Consider the following 26,573-nt stretch of genomic DNA (forward strand, 5'->3'; position numbering starts at 1 on the left):
GGTTGCCAATGAGGCAGACATAAGATCTGCCGCAGGTCTTGGCAATTCTGACAGCGCAAGCTCCCGACATACCGCCAGTGCAGCGCAGTCCTGCTGGGCGTTCTAGCAGTCGGCGCAGGGTATCGTCTGACTCATGCGCGGACGCAGATAGTAGATTTCGCCCATGGAGATGCTGTCGAACGATGCGGCCAAGCCGATCGCAGCCTTGTTCTCGGCTGCCCAGGTGAGCACGGGTTTGTAGTCGAGGTCGCTTTCGACCCTTATCAGAAAACTGCCGGCGATCCTGAGAGCATCGGGAACGTTCGTGATGGTGCCCGCCGGGACGTTGATGGTCGTCACCCCGTTCACGAGCTTGCGCGACCACGCAACCTGGGCCCTGGGCGGCGCGTCGGCGGTGATCTCGACGGCCGTAATGACAATCTTGCCGGTGCTGCGGCTGTAGGGCTGCAGGATCGACTCGCCGATCTTCATCACCGCGTCCACCTCGGAGCTCTTGATCGTTTGCTGCTGGGTGATGAGGTCCGCGACCATGGAGCCGACGCGGCTGACTTTCTTGTTGGTCTCGATCGCTTGCGAGACCTCCATGGTCAAGAAGTAGAGCGCCATCAGAAGTGGGGCGATCAAGGCGAACTCGACGGCTGCGACGCCACGCTTGTCCCGAGCGAAAAAATCCACGCACATCCACCACTGCTCCAGCATGGACCGTGCCCCCGCACCGAATGACATCTTGTCCCTTTCCATGAGCGCGGCTGAACACCAGTCGATGGCGCGCCTACCCTTGAAACCGCGCATGGCGATTGCGAAAAATGCGTTAGTCGTTGAATGGCTCGTTCTGCCAGATGACAGTGGCAAACTGCAGCGTGTGGCCGCCCTTCAGGTTCGACATCCACGAGCGCATGAAGTCCGTAATGACGGGCCATTTGTAGAAGACGCGCAGCATGTTCTTCGACATGGAGAGCCCTGGCTTTACCTCGAACCCGGTAGTGTCGATGTCCCTGTCGTTGGTGAACTTGATTTTCACGTTCGCCGCATCGGCAAAGCTTGGATAACTGCGCAGGTCGACCAGCAGCCCCGGGCACCCCTTGGCGACGAGCACCTCCAGCTTCTTGCAGAGCATCGCCTTCACGGCCGTCTCGTTGAGTTCGTTCGTAGCCCTGATCTGGCCTGTGCGCAGCTGCCGTGCCAGATCGTCGGTCGCGTTCGACAGAACCTGCTGGCCGGCAAACGAGATGCAGCTTTCAAGGATGGCGAACACCAGCAGCGAAAACGGGATTGCCAGCACGACGAATTCGATCGCTGTGCTGCCGCTTCGATCGCGCATGAAGCGTGCGGCGAAGCCCTTGCGGCTGCGCTTGGCATGCTGGCGTGCTTCAGTCTCGTTGTCCATGTCCCGACCGCCTCTTGTGGCCCCGGGACGCACCATAGAGCAAAGCCGTTGAAGCTCGGTTTGAATGATCCGGAAAATTGCGCAGCACCTGTAAACCAGGCGCTAACCTTGCACGCCAGGGGATGTCTGAGGTCCCTATTGGCTCGCGTTCATCTCGGATTCGGAAATCCGTTCGGCATCGCTCTTGTAGGAACTCTCGCAGTAGGGTGTGCATGAGAGCGTCTGGATTTCGGAGCGCCTGTAGATGCGCACCGACGAAGCGTCGTGCCGGATCACCGTCACCTGTTCATCGACGATCGGCTGCCCATCGGCATCGAGGACCACCAGGTTGGTCACCCCAAATCCCTTGCCGGTCAGTACGATCGTCGAGGAGTCCTGTACCGAGGCGTCGGCGATTGCAGAATTGCCGACGACAATGGTGTCGGCAGGCCGCGCCAGGCGCACGATCTTGGCCTGGTTCATCGTCACTTCTATCCCTTTGCCCGCTTGCGCGGACAGCGCGCCGGCCAGGGAAGCCGCAGCCGCAAATGCGCCCAAAAGGAAAACTCTCTGCATTGTCATGGCCTGCCTCGACGGCTGTCGGGTTGGATTGTTCAAGAGAACATGAACGACTTTGGTGAACCAAGGGTTAAGCCTTGTGAGCCTGCAACCATCGGGCGCAATGCCTTGTTCTGCGATTGGGCGCGTCGGGTGCCCGGACAGCACAAACCTTGCGGCTCCACGCACCTCCGAACTGCCGACAAAATCGCCATTTCGCTTAGCCGGCAGTTAACCAAAAGGTGTCAACGCGTCCCGAAAGGTTTCGGTAAGGCTGTTTCTTAAGTCGAATGAAAGAGCTCCCCGCTAGGTTGCAGTCATCCGATCAACGACAAAGAAATCGTGACGGAAGTGCTGTAACACGGAGCAAGGAGCTTACGATGTCCAACCTGATCGCACGTTTTGTGAAGGATGAATCCGGCGCGACCGCCATCGAATACGGTCTGATCGCCGCGCTTATCGCACTCGCTATCATTGGCGGCGCCACTGCCGTCGGCAGCCAGCTGAAGGCAAAGTTCGGCCTGATCTCTGGCGAACTCGCCAAGGCGCAGCCGAAGTAATTTGACGTCCTGCCGATCACGTATCGGCAAGGCCGGCGGAAAGGCTGCTCATGGGCAGCCTTTTTTGCTTTCTTGACGGTCGATGCGAGGCGTCTACGGCGCCGCATCTCCTGGATCCGCAAGACGGCGCACCTTGCAGTGTGACGTGGCTTCACCGAAGCTTAATGCGGCCAAGCTATTCTGGAATGACTTTGCGGATCTGGATGTCTGGCCATGCTTGAAGCACTGATCTTTGTCGTCTTTCCCTTTTGCATGGTCTTTTCGGCCGTCTCCGACACCTTGTCGATGACCATCGCCAACCGCGTGCCGTTGCTGCTGGTGGCCGTATTCCTCGTTGTTGCCCCGTTTGCCGGAATGGGCTGGGCCGAGATCGGCATGCACCTTGCTGCCGGAGCGCTGCTCCTGACCATCACCTTCGCGCTATTTGCGTTGGGCGGTATGGGCGGCGGCGATGCCAAGCTGATTGCCGCCACGGCCGTGTGGATGGGGCTTGGCTTCCCCTTGATGGACTATCTGCTCATCTCGGCGATCCTGGGCGGTGTGTTGACCATCGCAATCCTTTCGTATCGCGCGTTCGGCTTTTCGCAAATCGCCGGCCAGAACATGTTCCTCAAGAACTTCTCGCACGAGTCCGGCGGCGTGCCCTACGGCATCGCACTGGGGATTGGCGGACTGCTTGCCTTTCCTTCGTCGCCGCTGTCGATCTGGGCCATCGAGCAGATCGTCAAGCCTTAGCGCATCGGCCCGAAAATCGGATCCGATTTTCGGAAAGCACGATGCGCCAACTGAGTACGTTAGAGCGTCCTTTGTGCGTCCATTCGGACGCATGGCGCTCTGGTGGCGCTTTTCCGCGTGTAACGAACGATTAATCACGCTTGTAAGGATTGCATTAACCATAAGTTGACGATTGCCTATGCAAAGTCCGGCTTGGCTTGATGGGGTGCCAGGGCGAGGTTCGGACAATGGCTGCATCGCGACTGATGATACTCGGCGTGGCGGTCGCCGCTGCGGGCGGCGCAGGCTATGTCGCCAAGAACATGTCGGTGCCTCCGCCCGTGGAGGTTGTCGTGGAGACTGGTCCGCAGCAGCCCCAGATCGCACTGACCGATGTCCTGGTGTTGACTGCCGACGTGCCCATGGGCGGTGTTGTCGAAAGCAATATTGGTTGGCAGCAATGGCCGACCGATGGGCTCAATCCCAATTTCATCACCCGCAGCGACGAGCCTGAAGCGCTCGAGAAGTTCAAGAACTCCGTCGCCCGCCTGGGCATGTTCAGTGGCGAACCGCTGCGCAAGTCGAAGCTCGTTGGCGAAGGCCAAAGCTTCATGTCTTCCGTGCTTCCCGCCGGCAAACTCGCGGTAGCGACCGCAATCTCGGCAGACACGTCGGCGGGCGGCTTCATTCTTCCCAACGACTATGTCGACGTCATCATGACCCGCCGTTCCGATGCGGTGAAATCGGGCAGCGGCTTCGTTACCGAAACAATCCTGAAGAACATTCGCGTACTGGCCATCGACCAGACGATCCAGGAGGATGAAGAAGGTAAGAAGGTCAAGGTCGGCGAGACCGCGACGCTCGAACTGACCCAACAGCAGGCCGAGATCATCACGGTTGCCCAGCAGATGGCCGACCGTCTGACGCTGGCGTTGCGTTCAGTCGTCGATACGCAAGAAAAGAACCTCGCGGAGGCCGATTACCTGGTCTCGGGCAGCGGCAAGCGCGGCACGGTGCGCCTCATCAAATCTGGCGAGATTTCCGAATCGGGAGCAAGGAAATGAGGTCTAGCGTCAGGCTTCTTGCAACTGCTGCGACCGCTGTCGCATTCCTCGCAATTGCTCCCAATCTGCCGGTGCAGACTTCTGCCGAGGCAGCCTCCAGGGCGCAGGTCGGAGGCAATTCGTCCAGCCAGCGCGTCAAGCTCGGGCTCAACAAATCGGTGGTCATCGACCTGCCGAGCGACGCTTACGACATTCTGGTGGCCAATCCGGGTGTCGCCGATGCCGTCACGCGAACGGCGCGCCGCGTCTACCTGTTTGGCAAATCTGTCGGTCAGACCAACATTTTCGTCTTCGGACCCAATGGCGAGCAGATCGTCAGCCTCGATCTTGCCGTCGAGCGCGATGTCGCCGGGCTCGAAGACTACATCAAGCGCTTCATCCCGAACTCGCAGATCAAGGTCGAGCTGATCAACGACAACGTCGTGCTGACTGGCACCGTCGATACGCCGCTCGATTCCAAGCGAGCCGTTGACCTGGCGACGATCTTCGTCACCGGCGGCGAGGCGACGACCGGTCAGTATTCGCAGACCGCGACGGGCGGTTCCGACAATGCCGGCGTCGACATCAACAACCCCGACCAGTCCCGCCAGAAGAGCGCTATCGTCAACCTGCTTCAGATTACCGGTGACGACCAGGTGACGTTGAAAGTCACCGTGGCCGAGGTCAGCCGCAACGTCATGAAGCAGCTGGGCGTCAATCTGATCGCCGGCGGCGATGCCAACGGCATCAGCTGGGGGGCAATTTCCGAGGCCTCCTTCGGCCTGGGCAAACCCTTGTCCGCGTCGGGCATCGGGTTCGGGACGTCCGTCATCGACGGCTACATCAATGCGATGGAACAGGCAGGCGTGATGAAGACGCTTGCCGAACCGACGCTGACGGCAGTTTCCGGCGAGAAGGCCACGTTCAAGGTGGGTGGTGAATTCAACCTGGTCAGTGGCCGCAACGTCGACAAGGATACCGGCGAAGTCATCTACGACATGGAAAAGCTCGAATACGGTATCGGGCTCGAGTTTCAGCCCGTTGTCCTGTCGCCCGGAAGGATCAGCCTCAAGGTTCGCACGTCCGTTTCCGAACCGACAAACGAGGGGGCCGTCCTGCTGGAGGCCGGACCCTCGCGAAAGGATCCTGGCCTGCTCGGTGGAATTTTCGATCCGCGCAGAAACTTGCCCGGCACGAGCATCCTTTCCATACGCAAGCGTCTCGCCGACACCACTGTAGAATTGCCTTCCGGCGGTTCGATGATGATCGCGGGCCTTGTTCGCGACGACATCAGGCAGTCACTCGGCGGAATCCCCGGGCTGTCGAAGGTGCCGGTGCTTGGCACTCTGTTCCGAAGCCGCGATTTCGTCCGCAACGAGACCGAGCTGGTCATCCTCATCACGCCATATCTGGCCCGTCCGGTGGCGCGCAATGAGCTGGCCAAGCCCGACGACAATTTCAATGCCGCCAGCGATGGCGCGGGCATGTTCCTTGGCCGTGTCAACCGGGTCTACGGCACCATGAAAACCGACAAGCCGATGGGCCGTTATCACGGCGTCGTTGGCTTCATCTACCAGTGAGCGGGGGTAGGGGCATGTATCAGGACGTTTTGGTTTCTGCGAAGTCCTTCGGCTGGAGGCTTCCGGCAGTGTCGTACATCGGTCGTCCGCTTCTGGTTGCCGCCGCCGTTGCGCTGCTGGCTGGGTGCGCGAACAGGGACAGCATCAAGGTGGGGTCGATTCCCGACGACTACCGTACCAACCATCCGATCGTCATCGCCGAAAAGAACCAGGTTATCGACATCCCCGTCGGTGTTGCAGAACGCGGCCTGACCAAGGGTCAGCAGGCAACGTTCGAGGGCTTTCTAAGCGAATACGATCACCGTTCGACCCCGATCCTGACGGTGCTTGTCCCGGTAGGCGCTTCCAACGATGCGGCCGCCAATGCGGCTGCCAAGGGCCTGAGGCGCGTCGCCGTCAAGAACGGCGTGCCATCCGACAGGATCGCCATCGCCAGCTACCAGGCAGCGATGCCCGATGTTCCCTCGCCGGTGCGCGTGACCTACACCGCCATGCGCGCCCAGACGGATCGCTGCGGAACCTGGCCCGAGGACATTCTCAACACCGCCGAAAACAAGCACTACGCCAATTTCGGCTGTTCTTATCAAAACAATCTCGCCGCGCAGATCGCCAACCCGGCTGATCTTCTTGGGCCGCGGAAGCAGTCCACGATCGACGCGGAACGCCGTGGGGTGGTGATCGACGGCTATCGCAAGGTGCCGTTCTATTCGCCGACTCCGAGAACTGAAATCAACTACTGATCGTATGCAGTCTGGAGCAAGCTGACATGAGCAACCTGGCCTACGATTCGCAAGCTGAGGGCGCCGACCTTTCGCAGCAGGACATGGCTGTGATGCAGGCGCTCCGGCCGGTGCCGCGCATCTCGATCCAGGCCTTTTGCGAGACCGACAGCGTTGCGGGGCCCATCGACCGTGCCGGCGAGGACCGACGCATGGCGAAGGCCCACCTGCAGGTGCATATGGGCGGAATCGAGACGGCAATGGAGGTCTATAGCGGCTCACCGACGCCGAACCTGATCATCCTTGAGTCCCGTCGCGAGCCGAAGAGCCTACTCGAGGCGCTGCATGCCTTGTCCGAATATTGCGATCCGACCTCCAAGGTCGTGGTCATCGGCCACTACAACGATGTCGCGCTTTATCGGGAGCTGATCCGGTCTGGCATTTCCGAATATGTCGTGGCACCGGTTTCGACCGCCGACATCGTCAGCGTCATCTCCTCGATCTTCGTCGATCCCGACGCCGAGCCGATTGGCCGGTCAATCGCATTTGTTGGCGCCAAGGGCGGCGTCGGTTCTTCGACCATCGCCCACAACGTTGCCTGGGCGATGTCGAACCTGTTCAAGTCGGAAGTGGTCGTCGCCGACCTCGACCTGGCGTTCGGAACCGCCAACATCAATTTCGACCAGGACCCTGCACAAGGCATCGCGGAAGCGGTGTTTGCGCCTGAACGCGTCGATGAGGTTTACCTCGATCGCCTGCTCGCCCAATGCGCCGAGAATCTGTCGCTGCTCGCGGCTCCGTCCACGCTCGAGCGTGTCTACGATTTCGACGCGGAGGCGTTCGCGGCGATCATCGATACCGCGCAGCGCAGCACCCCCCTGCTTGTGCTCGATGTTCCCCATATCTGGAGCGGCTGGAGCAAGAACACGCTGACCCGTGCCGACGAGGTGGTCATTACGGCGACGCCGGAACTCGCCAACCTGCGCAACACCAAGAACCTGGTGGACATGCTCAAGCGGCTACGTCCCAACGATCCACCGCCGAGGCTCATCCTCAACCAGGCCGGCATGCCGAAGCGTCCCGAAATCTCCGCGGCTGACTTTGCCGAACCGCTGGGCATCGCGCCGATTTCGGTTATCCCGTTTGATCCGCTGCTGTTTGGCAATGCTGCCAACAACGGGCGCATGCTGGGGGAAATGGATGCAAAAAACCCGGTCGTGAGCACGATCAACGAGATCGCCCATATCCTGACCGGGCGGTCCGAAGCCAAATCAAAGAAGCAGTCCGGCTTGGCTGGAATTCTCGGCCGGCTCAAAGCCCGCAAGAAGTGATGCCAGCGCGGCGGAGGCGTTAGTCGATCATGTTTGGCAAAAGAGGCAATGACGACGGGAACCGCTCGACGCCGGCATTCCGTCCGCCTGTGACGGCCCCGTCGCCCGCTGGGCCTTCCGCGGACACGCTGGTCGCTCCGCGTCCGGCAGCGACGACGCCCGCTCCCGCCATGGCGCAGCGCCGTCCGGTGGAAGCGACGCCATCGTTTGCACCCGAACCGAAAAAGGTCCAGCGCGAGCGCAGCGAAAGCTACTACGACACCAAGAGCCAGGTGTTTTCGGCGCTGATCGACACGATCGACCTGTCGCAACTCGCCAAGCTCGATCCTGACAGCGCACGTGAGGAAATTCGCGATATCGTCAACGACATCATCGCGATCAAGAACTTCGCGATGTCGATCGCCGAGCAGGAAGAACTTCTGGAAGATATCTGCAACGACGTTCTTGGCTACGGCCCGCTGGAACCTCTGCTGGCCCGCGACGAGATCGCCGATATCATGGTGAATGGTGCCAAGAACGTCTACATCGAAGTCAACGGCAAGGTTGAACAGACGTCCATTCGTTTCCGTGACAACCAGCAGCTGCTCAACATCTGCCAGCGGATCGTCAGCCAGGTCGGCCGCCGGGTCGATGAATCCTCGCCGATCTGCGACGCGCGCCTGCCCGATGGCTCGCGCGTCAACGTGATCGCGCCGCCGCTTTCGATCGATGGCACCGCTCTCACCATCCGCAAGTTCAAGAAGGACAAGCTGACACTCGATCAGCTCGTCAAATTCGGCGCGATTTCGCAGCATGGCGCGGAGGTGCTGAAGATCATCGGACGCGTCCGCTGCAACATCATCATCTCTGGCGGCACGGGCTCGGGCAAGACGACCCTGCTCAACTGCCTGACCAACTATATCGACCGCGAGGAGCGCGTCATCACTTGCGAAGACTCGGCCGAACTGCAACTGCAGCAGCCGCATGTGGTTCGTCTGGAAACCCGCCCTGCCAATCTAGAAGGCGAGGGCGAGGTCACGATGCGCGATCTCGTCAAGAACTGTCTGCGCATGCGCCCTGAACGCATCATCGTTGGCGAGGTGCGCGGACCTGAGGTCTTCGATCTGCTGCAGGCGATGAATACCGGTCACGACGGTTCGATGGGCACCATCCACTCCAACAGTCCGCGCGAGTGCCTCAACCGTATCGAAGCGATGATCGCCATGGGCGGTTACACCCTGCCCCAGAAAACGGTTCGCGAGATCGTCGTCGGCTCCGTCGACATCATCATCCAGGCGGCCCGCCTGCGCGACGGCTCACGGCGCATCACCCACATCACCGAAGTCGTCGGGATGGAAGGTGACGTCATCATCACGCAGGATCTGGTGCTCTACAACATCAAGGGCGAGGATCAGAACGGCCGCCTGATCGGCCAGCACGTATCCACGGGCATCGGACGCCCGCATTTCTGGGACCGCGCCAGGTACTATGGCGAGGAATCGCGGCTCGCAACCGCGCTCGAAGCCATGGAAAAGAGCACCGACTGACATGGCGGCCGTCGCACGGGAAGTGGGGAACTAGCGCATCATGTTTGGCCTCGATGCCACGTTGCTTGCCTTTGTCGCCCTCGCTGGCCTCAGCGCCGGTCTGGTTGCCTATGCGCTGCTTTTCAAGCGGATGGAGGCCGAGACCAATACGGAGAGGCGCCTGGCGACGGTCAGGCAAACCGACAACGATCGCTCCCAGCTAAAGGCGTCGCGTGATCGCGTGGCCGAAGTCGCCAAGCGCCGCAAGTCCGTCCAGGATTCGCTCAAGGACCTGGAGGAAAAGCAAAAGACCAAGGACCGCAACATCAAGAAGCCGCCGCTGCGCGTCCAGATACGCCAGGCCGGCATGCAGGTGACCCTGGAACGCTTCTACGTCTACTCGGTCATTTGCGGGCTTGTCGTCACGTTCCTGGTGTTCCTTTCGGGGGCGCCGCTGATCCTGCTTCCCGGCGCGCTTGTTGCCGGAACCATCGGCCTGCCACGCTGGTTCGTCGCGTTTTGCCGCAAGCGGCGCGTCAAGAAGTTCCTCGACGAATTTCCCAATGCGCTCGACATCATCGTGCGCGCCGTCAAATCGGGCCTGCCTCTCAATGATGGCATCCGCCTCATCGCTTCGGAATCGCCTGAGCCGGTGCGCGGCGAGTTCCGCCGCATGGTCGAGGCGCAACAGGTCGGCATCTCCATTCCCGAAGCTGCACTGAGAATGCCGGAGACCATGCCGTGCCCCGAAGCTGGGTTCTTCGGCATCGTCATTCAAATCCAGAGCCAGGCAGGCGGCAACCTGTCCGAGGCACTTGGCAACCTGTCTCGCGTGCTGCGCGACCGCAAGAAGATGAAGGCCAAGGTCCAGGCACTTTCGATGGAAGCCAAGGCGTCAGCCGGCATCATCGGCTCGCTGCCGATCATCGTTGCCTTTCTCGTCTATCTTTCGAGCCCGAACTACATCATGCCGCTGTTCGTCACGAGCACCGGCAACCTGATCCTGGGCATCTCCGGTATCTGGATGGCCATCGGCATCTTCGTGATGCGCAAGATGATGAATTTCGAGGTCTAGCAACGTGACCGACCAAGTCGTCAAATCGCTCACCGATCCCTCTTTCCTCATTGCCCTGCTCGTAGCGATCGCGGTCTTCGCGACGGTCTTTACTGTGCTGCCCTCGCTCACCGGCAATCCGCTCAAGGGTCGCATGAAGGCCGTTGCGCTGGAGCGCGACGAGTTGCGTGCCAAGCAGCGCATTCGCCTTGCCGCCGAAAGCGACCGTCGGCACAGGGGATTGCGCGAGCAGCAGTCCGTTGGCATGCGCAACATCGTCGAACGGCTTGACTTGCGTCGCGCGCTTGTCGACGAAACAACGCTCAACAAGCTGAAGGTTGCCGGTTTCCGCGGCCAAAACCCGCTGACCCGCTTCCTGTTCTTCCGCCTGGTCCTGCCCTTCGTCGGCCTGGTTCTTGGGGCGATCTACGTATTCGTCATGGGCGGGCTGGCGGAGAAGCCGTTCTTCGTCAAGATTTTTGCATGTATCGTTCTTGCCTATGTCGGCTTCTACCTGCCGGTGCTGTACGTCTCCAACCGCGCCACCAAGCGCAAGCAGTCGATCCAGATGGCTTGGCCGGATGCGCTCGACCTGATGCTGATCTGCGTCGAGTCGGGCATGTCGGTGGAGGCGGCTCTGCGCAAGGTGGCCGACGAGATCGGGTCGCAGTCGGTCGATCTGGCCGAGGAGTTCGTGCTGACAAATGCCGAGCTCTCCTACCTTACCGAGCGGCGCCAGGCCTATGAGAACCTCGCTTCCCGCACGGGATTGGAATCAGTGAAGTCAGTGACGCAGGCCCTTATCCAGGCAGAGCGCTATGGCACGCCCGTTGCCCATGCGCTGCGCGTGCTGGCTGCTGAAAGCCGCGACATGCGCATGAATGCGGCCGAGAAGAAGGCTGCAGCGCTGCCGCCCAAGCTTACGGTCCCGATGATCCTCTTTTTCCTGCCGGTGCTGTTTGCGATCATCCTCGGCCCGGCCGGCATCCAGGTCAGCCAGCGCGGCCTCATGGGCGACAAGGAACAGTCGAGCAGCGAATAGGCGGAACGCCTACGACAGGCAAAAGCCGCGTCGGGGATGACGCGGCTTTTTGCGCTCCGGCAGGTGTGGCGTCAGTTGGTGGTCGGCTTGTCCTCGGCCTTGATCTGGTTCCAGGCGTTTTGCTGGGCCAGCATGGCGCGGAGATAGGCAACGTTCGCCTGCGCCTGCTCGGGCGACAACTCCTGGCTTGCGATCTTCTGGGCCTCGTCGAAACGCCCCTGCAGCCCGACCGCGAGTGCCAGGTTCTGGCGCACCCGGCTGTCGGCTCCGGGCTGGGAAACCGCCGAGCGCAGATAGGTTTCCGCTGACTTCAGATCGCCTTCCAGCACATAGGACATGCCGAGGTTGGACAGTACCGAGGGCTCGTTCGGCTTGAGGTCGAGCGCCTTGCGATAGAGGCCGCGCGCGTCCTGGGTCTTGCCAAGCTGGTCAAGGATGGCGGCTTCGGCCGAGACAAGCTTCCAATCGGGATATTCCGGCGTCTGGGCGCGGCGCACCGCGTCAAGCGCCGGCTGCAACTCGCCCGATGCAGCGAGCGCCTTGCCATAGGCCGCCAGTACGTCGCGGTCCTTTGGATAGCCGATCGCGAGCTTGCGCATCACCGCCAGGGACTGGTCTGCCTGGCCCTTGGCCTGCAGCAAGGTGGCGTACTGCATGGCCACTGGCTTGTTGTTCGGGTCGCTGATGTACTTGCGGCCCAGCTGGTCAACTGAGCCGGAGATCGCCCCGGTCGACATTGTGTCAACCGCCTTGCCGCCGCGGCCGATGGATCCGGTGGTCATCTTGCCGGTGCCGCAACCGGCCACGCCGGCGGCAAGCGCGGTCACGAATGCCGCTGTGACAAGGCGTTTTCCCGTTGCGTTCACCCAACGATTGGTCAACATCGCAGGCAGCTCTCCATTCGTGCATGTGGTCGCAATCGGCCACTTCCCCGCCTTGGAGAAATAATCTGTTAACCCTAACGGATGGTTAAGGGCCGCCTCGCGGCATGCCAGCCGAAGATGAAGGAAGCCGAAATGCCGGTCGAACTTTTCGACAACAAGTCCGCGGATGCGTTGCCTATCCATCTCGTTGCGAAGGATGGACTGGAGAATTCCGGTCTTGCAACTGCGGTAGTTGCGTGGGCAAAAGCCAACGGCTTTGCCGGCGAGACGGGCAAGGTTCTGGCAGTGCCGGGCACAGACGGCAAGATCGCCGGCGCATTGTTCGGCACTGGCCAGCAGGAAAGCGGTCTCGGCTTCGGCGTGCTGGCGCGCAACCTGCCGGAAGGCGACTGGCACTTCTCAACCCAACCGGCGCATCCGGAACTTGCAGCCCTTGGCGTTGCGCTTGGTGGGTACGCCTTCACCCGCTATGGCAAGAAGCCGGGCAAGGACATTCGGCTTGTCGCTCCAGCGGGCGTCGATTTGGCCAGGCTGAACCGGCTGGTTGATGCGGTCTCGCTGGTCCGCGACCTGGTCAACACGCCGACCAACGACATGGGGCCCTCCGCGCTGGAAGCGGTTGCCCGGAAGCTTGCCGGCGCCCATGGCGCCGAGGTGCGCGTGACCGTTGGCGACGACCTGCTCAAGCACAATTTCCCGATGATCCACGCCGTGGGTCGGGCTTCCGCCGACGCTCCTCGCCTGATCGATCTGACCTGGGGGCCGAAGGACGCGCCCAAGATCACGCTGGTCGGCAAGGGCGTGTGCTTCGACACCGGCGGTCTCGACATCAAGCCTGCCTCGAGCATGCTGTTGATGAAGAAGGACATGGGCGGCGCGGCCAACGTGCTCGGTCTCGCTTCGATGATCATGTCGGCAAAGCTCAATGTCCGCCTGCGGGTGCTGATTCCGGCGGTCGAGAATTCGATTTCGGCCAATGCGTTCCGCCCGGGCGATGTGCTGCAGAGCCGCAAGGGGATTACCGTCGAGATTGGCAACACCGATGCCGAGGGCCGGCTGGTGCTTGCCGATGCGCTGGCGCTTGCCGATGAGGAGCAGCCGGAATTGCTGATCGACATGGCGACGCTGACGGGCGCTGCGCGCGTCGCGCTCGGGCCGGACCTGCCGCCTTTCTACACCGGCGACGAGGTGCTCGCCGGCGAGTTGTCGGCGGCATCCGCGGCGGTCGAGGATCCGATCTGGCGCATGCCGCTGTGGAAGCCTTACGACGCCAAGCTGTCGTCCAAGATCGCCGACATGAACAACGTGACCACGGACGGTTTCGCCGGGTCGATCACCGCGGCCCTGTTCCTCAAGCGCTTTGTCGAGAAGACGCCCGGCTGGGCACATTTCGACATTTTTGCCTGGAATCCGACCGAGCGGCCGCACGGCCCCATCGGTGGCGAGGCTCAGGCCATCCGGGCGCTGGAAAGGGTCATTTCGGCTCGCTTCGGTTGAGGCCTCAAGGCGCGCGCCCTCTCCTTGCGAAGGGGGGAGGGCGCGCGTCGCCCCCGCCAAGAAAACTCCGGCAATGAAACGGAACCGAAACAATTGCCGTGGATGCTGGCGAAATGCCGATCGCGTTGCGCCCGAGCCAATCGCTGAGACTGCTCCAGCAGTTCGCCCTGTCGGAGGTGCGTGACGACGCGCCCGACCTGACCCTGCGCCAGATGGCGATCCTGCTGACGATCTATCTCGACCCGCCGCCGCATACAGTGCGCGGCCTGGCCGCGCGGCTCGGCGTCAGCAAGCCGGTCATCACCCGCGCGCTCGACACCATGGGCGCGCTCAAACTCGTGTCGCGTCACCGCGACGAGCTCGACAAGCGCAACGTGCTGATCAGGCGCACGGTCGATGGCGCGCTCTATGTCGAGCGACTGGGCGATGCTATCATCGCCAAAGCAATGGAGCTTCCGATTTGACCGCCCGCGACAGCCGCCTGCACGCTTTTCGATCAGACATCGCCGATGCCCGGCTTCAGGGTGAGGTTGCCGCCGAGCGCTTCGTGACCGGCCGTCCGGCCCGCATTGCTGCGTCCGTCGCCGATGTGCGCAAGGCGCCGCGCGCCGACGCTGGGCTCAACACCCAGCTGCTGCATGGCGACGACGTCATGGTGTTTGACGAGGCAGACGGGTTTGCCTGGCTGCAGGCCGAGCGCGACGGCTATGTCGGTTATGTCGCCGCAACCGACCTCGCACCGCGCGGCGCGGAGCCGACGCATGTCGTCACCGCCCTCCGGACCTTCGTCTATCCCGGGCCGGACATGAAGTTTCCGCGCAGCGGGCAGCTGTCGATAGGGTCGCGGGTTGCCATCGCCGATCTCGCCGAGACGCGCGGCACCCGCTATGGCGTGCTGCCGTCGGGCGAGGCGATCGTGCTGCAGCATCTGGCGCCGCTCGAAACCACCGCGGACGACTTCGTCGCTGTCGCCGAGCGCCTCATCGACACGCCCTATCTCTGGGGCGGGTTCACTGCTTTTGGCACCGATTGCTCGGGACTGGTGCAGCTTTCCATGCGCATGGCCGGTCGCGACGTGCTGCGCGATTCCGACATGCAGGAAGCTTCGCTCGGTGAACCGGTCGATGCGGGCGCGGATTTCTCGCGGCTGAAGCGTGGTGATCTCGTCTTCTGGAAGGGCCATGTCGCGATCATGACCGACGCGGCCAGCATGATCCACGCCAACGGCCACACCATGACGGTTGCCCGCGAGGGCCTGCGCCAGGCCATCGACCGCATTGGCTACCTCTATGGCGGCCCGACCAGTTTTCGCAGGCCCTGACGCCGCTCCGCACGCATCGTCGCCGATAGAGTACGCCAGGACAATTGGCTGCGCTTAAGCAGTTTGTTCAGGTTCTCTGGATAGCGTTCCGCCGTGCGTAGTGGTGGGGCGGCGGCATGAAGTACGAACCGGCACTTGATGGACTACGCGCGGTTGCTGTCCTTGTCGTGCTGGCATTCCACTGCAAGCTGCCCTTTTTGAAAGGCGGCTTCATCGGGGTAGATGTCTTCTTTGTCTTGAGCGGCTATCTGATCACGTCGCTTTTGACCTTGGAGGCCGAACGCGAAGGCCGTATCGCGCTTGGACGCTTTTATTGGCGCCGGATGCTCAGGCTGTGGCCTCCACTGCTGTTGATGCTGGTGGCCTACTCGGCCTTGGCGCCCATGGTGTTTCCCGAGGCCAATACATTTGTCGATGTGCTGATCGCAGGCTTCTATCTGAGTGACTATTCAAGGGCCTTCTGGCGCACTCCCGAATATCTCAGCCACACCTGGTCTTTGGCGGTCGAGGAGCATTTCTATCTGATCTGGCCGGTCGTCGTGCTGCTGCTCGTCCGGCTCGGCAGAGCCCGTGCCGCCAAGGTGCTCGGCGTCGCATTCGTGGTCGCGACGGCCTGGCGCATGATCGACGCCATCGTCTGGCAGGACTGGTATCGAACCTATTACCGGTTCGATACCAGGGGCAGCGGCCTCCTCATCGGAGCGGCAATCGCTCAGCTGTCCTGGCGACCGTCGAAACAGCAGGCCGATGGCATTCTGCTCGCCTCCGTCGCGGTACTCCTGGGCGTCCTTCCCGCACTGTACATCAAGTCGATGGTCACGCTGACGGTGGTCGGCCTCCTCGTGGATCTTGCCGCAACTGGCTTGGTGCTGTGCCTGGCGGCGGGGCACAAGTCAGTCGTGAGTTCGCTGCTGGAGTGGCCGCCCTTGGTGAGGCTTGGGCTCTGGTCCTATTCGATCTACCTTTGGCATTACCCCATCAGCCGCGCCTTGCGCGATCAGATGGACCCGGTAGCCACCTTGCTGATCACCGCGCCAGTCTCGATCGCGCTTGCGGCACTGACCTTCGAATTGGTCGAGGGACCGATCAAGGCGTATCGGCAGAGGGCGCTCTCGCCCGCCTGACGCGGCCGGCGCGATAAACCAGGATGCCAAGGGCCTGGAGTTCGCTCAATACCCCGCTTCGCGGTCGACGACGTTATCGAGCGGCTCGCCGCGTTCGAACGCGTCCATCTGCTTGAGCATCGGCGGCACCAGATGTGCCGGGTCTGACGTGGCGGCGGCGTGGGGCGTGACGAACACCTTGGAATGGTTCCACAACGGGCTGGTCTTCGGCAGCGGCTCGACCTCGAACACGTCGAGGCTGGCTTCCTTCAGGGTTCCGTCTTCGAGCGCGCGCAGAATGTCCGCGTCGCGCTGCAGCCTGCCGCGCCCGGCATTGATCAGCACCGCGCCGCCAATGCCATTGCGCCGGCGCAGTTCCTTGAGCAAGCCGTAGTTGACGATGCCCTTCGTCGCTTCGGTCAGCGGCAAAAGCACCACCAGGATATCGGTGGCGTTGAGGAACGGCACCAACCCGGCGTCGCCGTTGAAGGTGGTCACGCCGGCCACTTCCTGGGGCCGGCGGCTCCAGCCATTGACCCTGAAGCCCACGGTCTTCAGGGCGTCCGCGGCCGCGCGACCGAGGTTGCCCAGCCCCATGATGCCGACGGAGATATCCTGCGCCGGCCGCTGCGGCGGCTCATGCCAGGCCTTCTTGGTCTGCTGCGCCCGGTAGAGCTGACCTTGCCGGTGATGGTCGAGCACCCGCCACAGCACATACTCGGTCATGTATTGGGTCAGGTTGTCGGCGACCACGCGCACAATGGGCACCTCGGGCAGGCCGGGGTCGGTAAAGATGTGGTCGACGCCCGCGCCGATCGAGAAGATCGCCTTCAGGTTCGGCAGCTTGGCCAGCAAGCCAGGTTTCTGCTTCCAGACGACGGCATATTCGATCGTCGGATCGGCAGGTCCGTCCGGCTCCAGCACCACGTCGCGCTCTTCCGACAACAGTTCGTACCAGCGCTGTGGGTTGAAGCCTGTGATCGAAAGAAGAACCTTGCCCTTGCCCGCCATGCTCTGCCCTTGCTGCTATTCGGAGACCACGCCCGTTGGCGCCGTCTCGATCCTGAACGCTGCCGATATCAGCGCCCGAGTGTAGTCCGTTTGGGGCCGCTCGAAAATCTGCTCCGAAGGCCCTGACTCGACGACCTTGCCGTTGCGCATGACGATGACGTCGTTGGCCAGCGCCCGCACCACCTTGAGATCATGGCTGATGAACAGATAGGCGAGGTCGTGCTTGGCCTGGAGATTGCGCAACAGGTCGACGACCTGCGCCTGTACGCTCATGTCGAGCGCCGAGGTCGGCTCGTCAAGCATGACGAAACGTGGTTTGAGCACCATGGCGCGGGCAATGGCGATGCGCTGGCGCTGGCCGCCGGAGAACTCGTGCGGGTAGCGGAACCGCGTCTCGGGGTCGAGGCCGACTTCGCGCAGCACGTCGACCACCGCCTTGTCGCGCTCCGCCGCCTTGAGCTGCGGTTCGTGGATCTTCAGCCCTTCCTCGATGATGTCGGCTACCGACATGCGCGGGCTCAGCGAGCCGAACGGGTCCTGGAAGACGATCTGGATCTCGCGGCGCAGCGGCCGCATGGCGTTGAACGTCAGCTTGTCGATCTCGCGGCCGGAGAAATCGATCCTGCCTTGCGACGAGATCATCCGGGTCAGCGCCAGCCCGAGCGTCGTCTTGCCGGATCCCGATTCGCCGACCACGCCGACCGTCTGGCCGGCCCGCACGGTGACATCGATGCCATCGACTGCCTTCACATGGTCGACCGTCTTGCGGAAGAAGCCCTGCTTGATCGGGAACCAGACCTTCACGTCTGAGCCGGTCATGACCGCCTGGGCCGAGGCGTCGGCCGCCGGCGGCTTGCCTTTCGGCTCCGCCGCCAGAAGGTGGCGGGTGTAGCTGTGCTGCGGGTTGGCGAAAATCTCCTTGGTCGGACCGGTCTCGACGATCTGGCCGCGGGTCATCACGCAGACGCGGTCGGCGATGCGCCGGACGATGCCGAGGTCGTGGGTGATGAACAGCATCGACATGCCCTTGCGAGCCTTAAGGCCGGCGAGGAGTTCGAGGATCTGCGCCTGGACCGTCACGTCGAGCGCGGTCGTCGGCTCGTCGGCGATCAGCAGTTCCGGCTCGTTGGCGAGCGCCATGGCGATCATGACGCGCTGGCGCTGGCCACCCGACAGCTGGTGCGGATAGGCGTCGAGTCGCTTCTTCGGCTCGCGGATGCCGACTTCCTCGAGCAATTCCAACGTGCGTGCGCGGGCTTGCTTGTCGCTCATTCCCTGGTGCAGCGTCAGCACCTCGACGATCTGCTTTTCGATGCTGTGCAGCGGGTTGAGCGAGGTCATCGGCTCCTGGAAGATCATCGTGATCTTGTTGCCGCGCACCTTGCGCAGGGCCTTTTCGTCCATGCCGAGCAGGTCCTGGCCGCCGAACACGATGCGCCCCGAGGGGTGGCTTGCCGGCGGATAGGGCAACAGCTTCAGCACCGACAGCGCAGAGACCGATTTGCCGGAGCCGGATTCGCCAACGAGCGCGACCGTTTCGCCCTTGGCGATATCGAAGGAAATGTGGTCCACGGCGGTGGTCGTCAAGCCGCCCTGGGTGAAGGCGACCGAGAGGTCCTGGACGGAAAGCAAAGAAGAGGTCAAGTGGCGGCCTCGATGTCGGTCATGCGGAAATCATCCCCCTTGAAGAGAAGCGGCTCGCGCCGGGCCTTGGCAAGCGCATAGGCGAAGCAGTCGCCGAAGTTGAGTTTTGCCGGGTGGTTGCCCTTGCCGAACTTCCGATATGCCTCACGGGCGAGGTGTGCTTGTTCGGGTGTGACGGTAGCCAGTTCGATATCGAGCGTGGTCACAAGGGCGTCGAACCGGCCGGACTTGTGGTCGGATCGCAATGCATCGATGCGGACTGCGGCCTCGAGAAAATTGACCGGCGACATGGCGGGGCGCGGCCTGTCTGCGATCAGCAGGTCTTCGAATGCCTGGCCTTCCGGTTCGTCCAGAATGATTGCCAGGATCGCCGAGGCGTCGACGATCATTTGGGCAGCCCGTGTTCGTCATAGAGATCGGAGTGGTCGCTTGTCATGCCTTCGGGAACAGGGCCAAAGCTCTCGACAATTTCGCGGACGCGCCGCTTGCGTTCCGCGATATCGCGCTCGCGGTGGACTCGATCCAATCGCTCCTCCAGGGCTACCTGGATGGCTGCGGTCAATGTCTCGCCGGTTTGATCGGCCAGTTGCCTGGCCAGCCGCTCGACAGTCTCGTTCTTGATGTTCATGCCCATGTTTGTCTCCATGGTAGAAAACATCCAAAATTATACCACAGGCGCTGGCTCACTTGAACGTCTTCCTCGGGTCGAAGGCATCGCGGACGGCCTCGCCGACGAAGATCAGCAGCGACAGCATCAGCGAGATGACGACGAAACCCGACAGGCCGAGCCATGGCGCGTTGAGGTTGCGCTGGCCTTGCTTGAGCAATTCGCCGAGCGAGGCCGAGCCGGGCGGCAGGCCGAAGCCCAGGAAGTCGAGCGACGTCAGCATCGAGATCGAGCCGTTCAGGATGAAGGGCAGGAAGGTCAGCGTTGCCACCATGGCGTTGGGCAAAAGGTGGCGCACGATGATCGTGCGGTTGGACACGCCGAGCGCCCGCGCCGCATTCACATATTCGAAGTTGCGCGCCCGCAGGAATTCGGCCCGCACGACCCCGACGAAGGCGACCCAAGAGAACAAAAGCATCAGGCCGAGCAGGATGAAGAACCCCGGCGGCAGGATGGCGGCGACGATCAGCAGCAGATAGAGCACCGGGATAGCCGACCAGATTTCGATGAAGCGCTGGAACAACAGGTCGGTCCAGCCGCCGAAATAGCCCTGGACTGCACCGGCCGACACGCCGAGCACCGCCGAGCCGACTGTCAGGATCAGGCCGAACAGCACCGAGACGCGGAAGCCGTAGATGACGCGGGCCAGAACGTCGCGCGCCTGGTCGTCGGTACCGAGCCAGTTCCAGTTGCCGATGGTGCAGTTGGGATCGTCGACGCCGAGCGGGTAGCGCTGGCAGCGGACGTCCTTTGTGTACATCCACGATGGCTTGGAGGGGGCCGCCTCGGGGATTTCGTTGTTGGTGGTGCGGTAGGAGTAGCGGATCGGCGGCCAGATCATCCAGCCATTGGCGTCGATGGCTTCCTGCACCACCGACATGCGGTAGTCGGTGACGGGCAAGAACCCTTCGTCGCCGAGAAACGTCTCCTCGGGGTAATCGCGCAGGATGGGCGAGTGGAGCTCGCCCTTGAAGCTGATCAGCAACGGCCTGTCGTTGGCGATGAACTCGGCAAACAGCGACAGCACGAACAGCACGAGGAAGATCCACAGCGACCAGTAGCCACGGCCGTTGGCCTTGAAACTCGACCAGCGCCGCTTGTTGAGCGGCGACAGCCACGGGCGGCGAACAGGCGCCGCAACGGTCTCGACCGTCGACATCAGACGTCCCTCCGCTCGAAGTCGATGCGCGGATCGATCCAGGTGTAGATGAGGTCGGAAATCAGGCCGACGAACAGGCCCAGCAGCGAAAAGATGTAGAGGTTGGCGAAGACAACCGGATAGTCGCGGTCAAGCACCGAGCGGAAGCCGAGCAGGCCCAGCCCGTCGAGCGAGAAGATGTTTTCGATCAACAGCGAACCGGTGAAGAAGGCCGAGATGAAAGCGCCCGGGAAGCCGGCGATGACGATCAGCATCGCATTGCGGAACACGTGGCCGTATAGGACCTGGCGTTGCGACAGCCCCTTGGCGCGGGCGGTCACGACATACTGCTTGCGGATCTCGTCGAGGAACGAGTTCTTGGTCAGAAGCGTGGTCGTGGCGAAAGCCGACAGCACCAGCGCCGCCAGCGGCAGGGCCATGTGCCAGAGGTAGTCGAGCACCTTGCCGCCCAGCGACAGCTCGTCGAAATTCTCCGAGGTCAGGCCGCGCAGCGGGAACCAGTCGAAGAACGAGCCGCCGGCAAACAGCACCATCAGCAGGATGGCGAACAGGAACGCCGGTATGGCGTAGCCGATGATCACCACGCCGCTGGTCCAGATATCGAAGGTGGAGCCATCCTTGATCGCCTTGCGGATGCCGAGCGGGATCGAGATCAGATAGGAGAGCAGGGTGATCCAGATACCGAGCGAGATCGACACCGGCATCTTCTCCAGGATCAGCTCGAGCACCGAGATGTCGCGGAAATAGCTTTCGCCGAAGTCGAAGCGGGCATAGTTCCACAGCATTAGGCCGAAACGCTCGAGCGGCGGCTTGTCGAAGCCGAACTGCTTTTCGAGCTTGGCGATGAATTCCGGGTCGAGGCCTTGCGCGCCACGGTATTTTGACGAGCTCTCCCCGCCGGCGGGATCGAAGCTGTTGCCGCCCAGATCGCCGCTGCTGCCGGAAAGGCGGTCGCTGGCGTCGCCACCCTGGCCGGTCAGCTTGGCGATGACCTGCTCGACCGGGCCGCCCGGCGCGAACTGGATGACGGCGAACGATATCGCCATGATGCCGAACAGCGTCGGGATCATCAAAAGAATGCGGCGGAGAATATAGGCGCCCATCAGGCGACGCTCCCCGGACGGAGCCCGGACAAAGGTTCAGAAATCTCAGGTCTTGCCAATACGTGCAGCCTTATCGTTGTCGAACCACCACATCGCTTCGACGGGGAAGCCAAAATCGGGCTTCGGCTCGTTGAAGCCGAACATGTCCCAGAAAGCGGCGCGGTGATTCGCCGAAAACCAATTTGGAATCCAGTCTTGCCGGGCGCGCAAGACCCGGTCCAGAGCGCGCATGGCAATGGTCAGCTGGTCGCGATCCTTGGCCGCACCGACAGCGTCTATCAGGGCATCGACGGCCGGGTCAGCGGTACCGGGCAGGTTGGTCGATCCCTGCATGCTGGCTGCGCGTGAATGAAACAGCCCATCGATCTCGTCGCGGCTTGGCGTCGACGAGAAGGAGAGCGCCATGGAGATCGCATCGTAGTCGAAACTGGTCTGACGTGCCTGGTACTGGGTGGAATCGACCATGCGCACCGACGCGTCGATGCCGATGGCGCGCATGTTTTCGACCCACGGCGAATAGACACGGACGAAGCTGTCGTCGTCGACCAGCACCTCGAAGGCCAGCGCCTCGCCCTTGGCATTGCGCAATGAGCCGCCGCTGCCTTTCCAGCCTGCCTCGTCGAGCAGCTTCGAGGCCTGTCCCAACAGCTTGCGGTCGCGGCCTGAGCCGTCGGAAGCCGGCTGTACCACCGCTTCGCCGAATGCCGTTTCGGGGATCTTGCCGCGCAATGGCTCGAGCAGCGCAAGTTCGGCGGGCGAGGGCAGGCCGTCTGCGCGATAGTCCGACTTCTCGAAGGTCGATTGCGAGCGCTCGTAGGCGCCGTAGAACAGATTGCGCCGGGTCCATTCGAAGTCGAAGCAAAGCGCGATCGCTTGGCGCACGCGCTGGTCGCGAAAGCGCGGGCGCCTCTGGTTGATGGCGGTCGCCTGCATGATCGGCCTCTTGTCGCCGGCAAACTCGCGCTTCACCACCTTGCCGGCGGTGAACGCCGGAAAATCATAGCCGGTCGCCCAGATGCGCGAAGTCGCTTCCTGGCGGTAGAGGATATCGCCTTTCTTGAAGGCTTCGAAGGCGGCCTGGCGATCCTGGTAGAACTCGATGCGGATGCGGTCGAAATTGTACAGCCCGCGATTGACCGCCAGATCCTTGCCCCAATAGTCGGCCACGCGCTCATATTCGATGGTCTGGCCGGGCGAGACCCTGCCGACCCTGTAGGGGCCGGAGCCCAGCGGCGGTTTCAGCGAGGAACCATCGAACGGATTGGCCTCGAAATAGGCCTTCGCCGGGATCGGGAAGGTGGCCACGTCGAGGATGGTGAGGTTGGATTGCTTGCCGTCGAAGCTGAGCCGCAGCGTGTGCTTGTCCAGCGCCTTGGCTTCGACGAGATGGCTCAGCGGCAAAAGCAGGCTGGGATGACCGTCCTTCTTGAACAGCGTGAAGGCGTAGGCCGCGTCTTCGGCCGTGACCGGCGTGCCGTCGTTGAAGCGCGCTTCCGGCCGAAGCGCAAACTCGAAGATGTTTCGGTCGTCCGAGATCGTCACCGAACTTGCCAGCAACCCGTAGATGGCGTCGGGTTCGTCGATTGCCCGCACCATCAGCGCATCGTAGCAAAGCTCCATGCGAGGCGGGCTGTCGCCTCTGCTGACGAAGGTGTTGAGCGTGTTGAACGTCAGCGGGCTCTGGTTGAACACCCAGCTCGGCGGCGAGAAATTGAACGTGCCGCCCTTGGGCGCGTCCAGTTGCACGTAGTCGAAGTGCTGGAAATCGGGACCGTATTTCAGGTCGCCGAAAGCCGACAGGCCATGCAGGCCAGTGCCGGTGGGACTTGCGGCGAAGGCGCGGCCAGGGATGAGCGGCGCGGCAATCGCCGCCGCGCCCAGTGCGAGGAAATCCCTGCGAGGAAGCCGCGGGCTCAATTGACGCCCTTGTACTTGGCCGCGAGCGCCGCTTCCTTGTCCTTGTCGATCCACCAGGAATCGGTGTCGACGCCGAGATAAGCCGGCTGCTTGTCGGGAATGCCGAACTTGTTCCAGTAGGCCATCCAGACCTTTGGCAGGTGCCATTGCGGAACGGTGTAGTAGTTCCACAGCAGCACCCGGTCGAGCGCATGGGTCGCGGCAACCAGTTCTTCGCGGTCGGTTGCGAAGATGACGCGATCGACAAGCGCGTCGACGACCGGGTTCTTGATGCCGGAGTAATTGCGCGAGCCGGGCGTGTCCGCGGCCTTGGAACCCCAATACTCGCGCTGCTCGTTGCCGGGCGACAGGGTCTGCGCCGTCACCATGGTGATGACGTCGTAGTCGAACTGGTTGACGCGGGAGACATACTGGTTGGTGTCGACGATCCGAAGCGTGGCGTCGATGCCGAGCTTGCGCAGATTGTCCATGAACGGCCCGGTCGTGCGCTCGTCGGTAGGGTCGTTGCCCAGGAACTCGATCTTGAACTGCTGGCCGGTCTTTTCGCTGACCAGCTTGCCGCCGCGGCTGACCCAGCCGGCTTCCTTGAACAGTTGCGAGGCAGCGCGCAGGTTTTCGCGGAACGACTGCGGCGTGCCATAGACCGGCAGCTTGTATGGCTCGGTGAAGAGCTCCGGCGGCAACTGGTCGCGATACGTCTCGAGGATCGCCAGTTCCTTGCCCTGCGGGATTCCGCTGGAGGCGAGTTCGCCGCCTTCGAAGTAGCTGTCTGTACGGGTGTAGGAATCGTAGAACAGGTTGCGGTTCATGCTCTCGAAATCGAAAGCCATGGTCAGCGCCTTGCGGACGCGCGGGTCCTGGAATTGCGCCCGTCGGGTGTTCAGAACGAAGCCTTGCATCGGCTCGCCCGAGGTCGTGGCGAATTCCTTCTTGATCACATCACCGGCCTTGAAGGCCGGGAAGGTGTAGCCGGTGGCCCAGCGCTGCGAGCGGTTCTCGGGCCGAATGTCCTGGAAGCCGCCCTTGGTGAAGGCCAGCCATTGGGCATCGACGTCCTGGAAATAGACGTAGCGGCGCTTGTCGAAATTGTTGCGGCCGACATTGACCGGAACATCGGCGCCCCAATAGTCGGGCACGCGCGACCAGACGATCTCCGAGCCCGGCTTGAAGCTTTCGATCTTGTAGGCGCCCGAGCCGAGCGGCGGCTCGAGCGTGCCCTTGGTGATGTCGCGCTTCTTGCCCGAGGCGTCGGTGCCCTCCCACCAGTGCTTGGGCAGCACGGCGAGGTCGCCGAGGATATGCGGCAGTTCGCGATTGCCCTTCTGGTCGAAACGGAACTCGACCTCGTGGTCGGAGATGGCGACGGCCTCGGTCACGTTGGTGTAGTACTTGTTGTACAACGGGCTGATCTCTTTCAGCGTCTTCAGAGACCAGACCACGTCTTCCGCCGTGATCGGCTTGCCATCGTGCCATTTGGCGCGTGGGTCGATGCGGTAAGTTGCGGACGAGAAGTCCGCGGGATGCTTGTAGGCATCGGCGATCAGCGGATGGCTGGTGCTGCCCTCGTCGGTCGCCTGCTGCATCAGCGTGTCGTAGAGCAGGCCGCCGAAGTAGGTCAGGCCCGCTGCCGGCGTGCCGGTGACGATGAACGGATTGAAGCTGTCGAAAGTGCCGGCGACGGTCGAATTCACCGTGCCGCCCTTGGGCGCGTTCGGATTGACGTAGTCGTAGTGCTTGAAGTCCTCGCCATATTTCGATGTGCCGGTCAGTGACGAAGTGGTCAGCCACTTGCCGTCATCGGCGACAGACGGCAGGCCGGCGCCTGACAGTAGAACGGCGGCGAGCCCGGCTGCCGCCAAGGTTCTCATCAGGCGTGGCTTCATCGCATTCTCCCCGCAGCGCGTCGTTTCTCGACACTCTAATTCATTCGCAGCGCATGGAAACCACGCGTTGCCGATTGTTTTCGCACGTTTGCGTCAGGCAACAAAAAAGCCGGGTCAAACCCGGCTTTTTCAAGATTGCGAAGATTACAAATTGGTTAGTGAGCGGCAGGCGCCGGAGCAGCACCCTCGGCCGGAGCGGCAGGAGCGGCCGGTGCAGCGCCTTCGGCCGGAGCCGCAGGAGCAGCGCCCTCAGCCGGAGCGGCTGCGGGCTCTGCCGCCGGAGCGGCGTCGACTGCCGGCAGCGGCGCCGGGGCATCCGACTGCGAGTTCAGGTAGGCGATCAGGTTGGCGCGCTCGTCATCCTTCTTGATGCCGGCGAAGCCCATCGCGGTGCCCTTGATCAGGCCCTTGGGCGAGGTCAGGAAGTGGTTCAGGTGGTCGAAGTCCCAGACGACCTTGCCGCCTTCGGAAAATTCCTTCATCGGGCCGGAATAGGCAAAGCCTTCATGCGAGGCGATCGGACGGTTGACCACGCCCCACAGGTCCGGACCGACCTTGTTGGGGCCGCCCTTTTCGATCGAGTGGCAAGCCGTGCACTTCTTGAAAACGGCCGCGCCCGCTTCGGCGTTGGCGCTGGCCAAGAGCTGTGCGATCGGCACTGCAGCAGGTGCGGCTTCCCCGCCGCCGGCGGCGCCGCCGCCTTCTTCGGCGGCTTCAATCGCGAAGCCGGGCTTTTCGGGAACGGGCGAAGCGAAAATCGCATCCGACGCGAGCGACACCGAAAAGACCACGAACGCAGTGCCCAGCAGGCCGCCGAGAATCTTGTTGATTTCGAATGAATCCATACGCCCCAGGCTCCCTTATCCGGCCGGTCCGCCGTCCTCTGCGACCGTCGCCGTTCGTCGGTATTGT

Annotated in this window: 26 protein-coding genes; 13 read left to right on the plus strand and 13 right to left on the minus strand. The window is 62.4% G+C overall.

The features are described from left to right. Positions 1 to 102 precede the first annotated feature (102 nt). The 3 genes from PCJ21_RS08050 to PCJ21_RS08060 form a co-directional block, all read right to left on the minus strand. Complete coding sequence (locus PCJ21_RS08050) at positions 103 to 792, minus strand: TadE/TadG family type IV pilus assembly protein (RefSeq protein ID WP_269930876.1); 690 nt, start codon at positions 790 to 792, stop codon at positions 103 to 105. Positions 793 to 811: 19 nt separating this feature from the next. Then, a complete protein-coding gene (locus PCJ21_RS08055) occupies positions 812 to 1,387 on the minus strand; it encodes a TadE/TadG family type IV pilus assembly protein (protein WP_269930877.1) in 576 nt (191 codons plus the stop codon). Positions 1,388 to 1,522: 135 nt separating this feature from the next. Further along, positions 1,523 to 1,948, minus strand: a complete 426-nt coding sequence (locus tag PCJ21_RS08060) for a pilus assembly protein N-terminal domain-containing protein (protein ID WP_269930878.1) — start codon at positions 1,946 to 1,948, stop codon at positions 1,523 to 1,525. A gap of 356 nt (positions 1,949 to 2,304) precedes the next feature. Between PCJ21_RS08060 and PCJ21_RS08065 the strand changes: the two genes are divergently transcribed. From PCJ21_RS08065 to PCJ21_RS08105, 9 genes are all read left to right on the plus strand, one after another. Continuing rightward, positions 2,305 to 2,484: a Flp family type IVb pilin gene (locus tag PCJ21_RS08065; RefSeq protein ID WP_269930879.1), complete on the plus strand. Its 180-nt coding sequence runs from the start codon at positions 2,305 to 2,307 to the stop codon at positions 2,482 to 2,484. A 213-nt stretch (positions 2,485 to 2,697) separates the two neighbouring features. After that, positions 2,698 to 3,219 carry an A24 family peptidase gene (locus tag PCJ21_RS08070; protein ID WP_269930880.1) on the plus strand — a complete coding sequence of 174 codons (522 nt, stop codon included), beginning with the start codon at positions 2,698 to 2,700 and terminating at the stop codon, positions 3,217 to 3,219. 227 nt (positions 3,220 to 3,446) lie between these two features. Continuing rightward, positions 3,447 to 4,262: a Flp pilus assembly protein CpaB gene (gene cpaB / locus PCJ21_RS08075; RefSeq protein WP_269930881.1), complete on the plus strand. Its 816-nt coding sequence runs from the start codon at positions 3,447 to 3,449 to the stop codon at positions 4,260 to 4,262. Continuing rightward, positions 4,259 to 5,821, plus strand: a complete 1,563-nt coding sequence (locus PCJ21_RS08080; RefSeq protein WP_269930882.1) for a type II and III secretion system protein family protein — start codon at positions 4,259 to 4,261, stop codon at positions 5,819 to 5,821. Before cpaB ends, PCJ21_RS08080 begins: the two co-directional genes overlap by 4 nt. A gap of 68 nt (positions 5,822 to 5,889) precedes the next feature. Further along, positions 5,890 to 6,561: a CpaD family pilus assembly protein gene (locus tag PCJ21_RS08085; protein WP_269930883.1), complete on the plus strand. Its 672-nt coding sequence runs from the start codon at positions 5,890 to 5,892 to the stop codon at positions 6,559 to 6,561. A gap of 26 nt (positions 6,562 to 6,587) precedes the next feature. Then, positions 6,588 to 7,871, plus strand: a complete 1,284-nt coding sequence (locus tag PCJ21_RS08090; protein ID WP_269930884.1) for an AAA family ATPase — start codon at positions 6,588 to 6,590, stop codon at positions 7,869 to 7,871. 29 nt (positions 7,872 to 7,900) lie between these two features. Beyond that, positions 7,901 to 9,397 (plus strand): CpaF family protein, encoded by a 1,497-nt coding sequence (locus PCJ21_RS08095; RefSeq protein WP_269930885.1) that lies wholly within the window; start codon positions 7,901 to 7,903, stop codon positions 9,395 to 9,397. A 40-nt stretch (positions 9,398 to 9,437) separates the two neighbouring features. Further along, positions 9,438 to 10,451, plus strand: a complete 1,014-nt coding sequence (locus PCJ21_RS08100; RefSeq protein ID WP_269930886.1) for a type II secretion system F family protein — start codon at positions 9,438 to 9,440, stop codon at positions 10,449 to 10,451. A gap of 4 nt (positions 10,452 to 10,455) precedes the next feature. Next, entirely contained in the window at positions 10,456 to 11,472 is a 1,017-nt protein-coding gene (locus PCJ21_RS08105; protein WP_269930887.1) for a type II secretion system F family protein, read from the plus strand. Between the two features lie 71 nt (positions 11,473 to 11,543). Here PCJ21_RS08105 and PCJ21_RS08110 read toward each other — a convergent pair whose 3' ends face one another. Continuing rightward, positions 11,544 to 12,356: a tetratricopeptide repeat protein gene (locus PCJ21_RS08110; RefSeq protein WP_269930888.1), complete on the minus strand. Its 813-nt coding sequence runs from the start codon at positions 12,354 to 12,356 to the stop codon at positions 11,544 to 11,546. Between the two features lie 132 nt (positions 12,357 to 12,488). Between PCJ21_RS08110 and PCJ21_RS08115 the strand changes: the two genes are divergently transcribed. The 4 genes from PCJ21_RS08115 to PCJ21_RS08130 all read left to right on the plus strand — a co-directional run bounded on the left by PCJ21_RS08115 (position 12,489) and on the right by PCJ21_RS08130 (position 16,298). Next, complete coding sequence (locus PCJ21_RS08115) at positions 12,489 to 13,853, plus strand: leucyl aminopeptidase family protein (RefSeq protein WP_269930889.1); 1,365 nt, start codon at positions 12,489 to 12,491, stop codon at positions 13,851 to 13,853. Positions 13,854 to 13,966: 113 nt separating this feature from the next. After that, entirely contained in the window at positions 13,967 to 14,317 is a 351-nt protein-coding gene (locus PCJ21_RS08120) for a MarR family winged helix-turn-helix transcriptional regulator (RefSeq protein ID WP_269930890.1), read from the plus strand. Continuing rightward, a complete protein-coding gene (locus PCJ21_RS08125) occupies positions 14,314 to 15,174 on the plus strand; it encodes a C40 family peptidase (protein ID WP_269930891.1) in 861 nt (286 codons plus the stop codon). Before PCJ21_RS08120 ends, PCJ21_RS08125 begins: the two co-directional genes overlap by 4 nt. Before the next feature lie 116 nt (positions 15,175 to 15,290). Then, positions 15,291 to 16,298 (plus strand): acyltransferase family protein, encoded by a 1,008-nt coding sequence (locus PCJ21_RS08130; RefSeq protein ID WP_269930892.1) that lies wholly within the window; start codon positions 15,291 to 15,293, stop codon positions 16,296 to 16,298. 45 nt (positions 16,299 to 16,343) lie between these two features. On the opposite strand, the gene PCJ21_RS08135 is transcribed toward PCJ21_RS08130, so the two are convergent. The 9 genes from PCJ21_RS08135 to PCJ21_RS08175 all read right to left on the minus strand — a co-directional run bounded on the left by PCJ21_RS08135 (position 16,344) and on the right by PCJ21_RS08175 (position 26,506). Continuing rightward, entirely contained in the window at positions 16,344 to 17,288 is a 945-nt protein-coding gene (locus tag PCJ21_RS08135) for a 2-hydroxyacid dehydrogenase (RefSeq protein ID WP_269930893.1), read from the minus strand. A gap of 15 nt (positions 17,289 to 17,303) precedes the next feature. Further along, positions 17,304 to 18,932 (minus strand): ABC transporter ATP-binding protein, encoded by a 1,629-nt coding sequence (locus PCJ21_RS08140; RefSeq protein ID WP_269930894.1) that lies wholly within the window; start codon positions 18,930 to 18,932, stop codon positions 17,304 to 17,306. Continuing rightward, entirely contained in the window at positions 18,929 to 19,321 is a 393-nt protein-coding gene (locus PCJ21_RS08145; RefSeq protein ID WP_269930895.1) for a type II toxin-antitoxin system VapC family toxin, read from the minus strand. The genes PCJ21_RS08140 and PCJ21_RS08145 overlap by 4 nt, the downstream gene beginning before the upstream one ends. Then, positions 19,318 to 19,566: a type II toxin-antitoxin system VapB family antitoxin gene (locus tag PCJ21_RS08150; RefSeq protein ID WP_269930896.1), complete on the minus strand. Its 249-nt coding sequence runs from the start codon at positions 19,564 to 19,566 to the stop codon at positions 19,318 to 19,320. Before PCJ21_RS08150 ends, PCJ21_RS08145 begins: the two co-directional genes overlap by 4 nt. 49 nt (positions 19,567 to 19,615) lie before the next feature. Beyond that, positions 19,616 to 20,758: an ABC transporter permease gene (locus PCJ21_RS08155; RefSeq protein WP_269930897.1), complete on the minus strand. Its 1,143-nt coding sequence runs from the start codon at positions 20,756 to 20,758 to the stop codon at positions 19,616 to 19,618. Then, positions 20,758 to 21,861: a microcin C ABC transporter permease YejB gene (locus PCJ21_RS08160; protein ID WP_269930898.1), complete on the minus strand. Its 1,104-nt coding sequence runs from the start codon at positions 21,859 to 21,861 to the stop codon at positions 20,758 to 20,760. Before PCJ21_RS08160 ends, PCJ21_RS08155 begins: the two co-directional genes overlap by 1 nt. 45 nt (positions 21,862 to 21,906) lie before the next feature. Next, complete coding sequence (locus PCJ21_RS08165; protein WP_269930899.1) at positions 21,907 to 23,778, minus strand: extracellular solute-binding protein; 1,872 nt, start codon at positions 23,776 to 23,778, stop codon at positions 21,907 to 21,909. Further along, complete coding sequence (locus PCJ21_RS08170; RefSeq protein WP_269930900.1) at positions 23,775 to 25,661, minus strand: extracellular solute-binding protein; 1,887 nt, start codon at positions 25,659 to 25,661, stop codon at positions 23,775 to 23,777. Before PCJ21_RS08170 ends, PCJ21_RS08165 begins: the two co-directional genes overlap by 4 nt. A gap of 155 nt (positions 25,662 to 25,816) precedes the next feature. Continuing rightward, positions 25,817 to 26,506, minus strand: a complete 690-nt coding sequence (locus PCJ21_RS08175; protein WP_269930901.1) for a c-type cytochrome — start codon at positions 26,504 to 26,506, stop codon at positions 25,817 to 25,819. Positions 26,507 to 26,573 lie beyond the last annotated feature (67 nt).

Origin of the sequence: Aminobacter sp. HY435, assembly GCF_027568395.1 — a bacterium.
Taxonomy (GTDB): domain Bacteria; phylum Pseudomonadota; class Alphaproteobacteria; order Rhizobiales; family Rhizobiaceae; genus Aminobacter.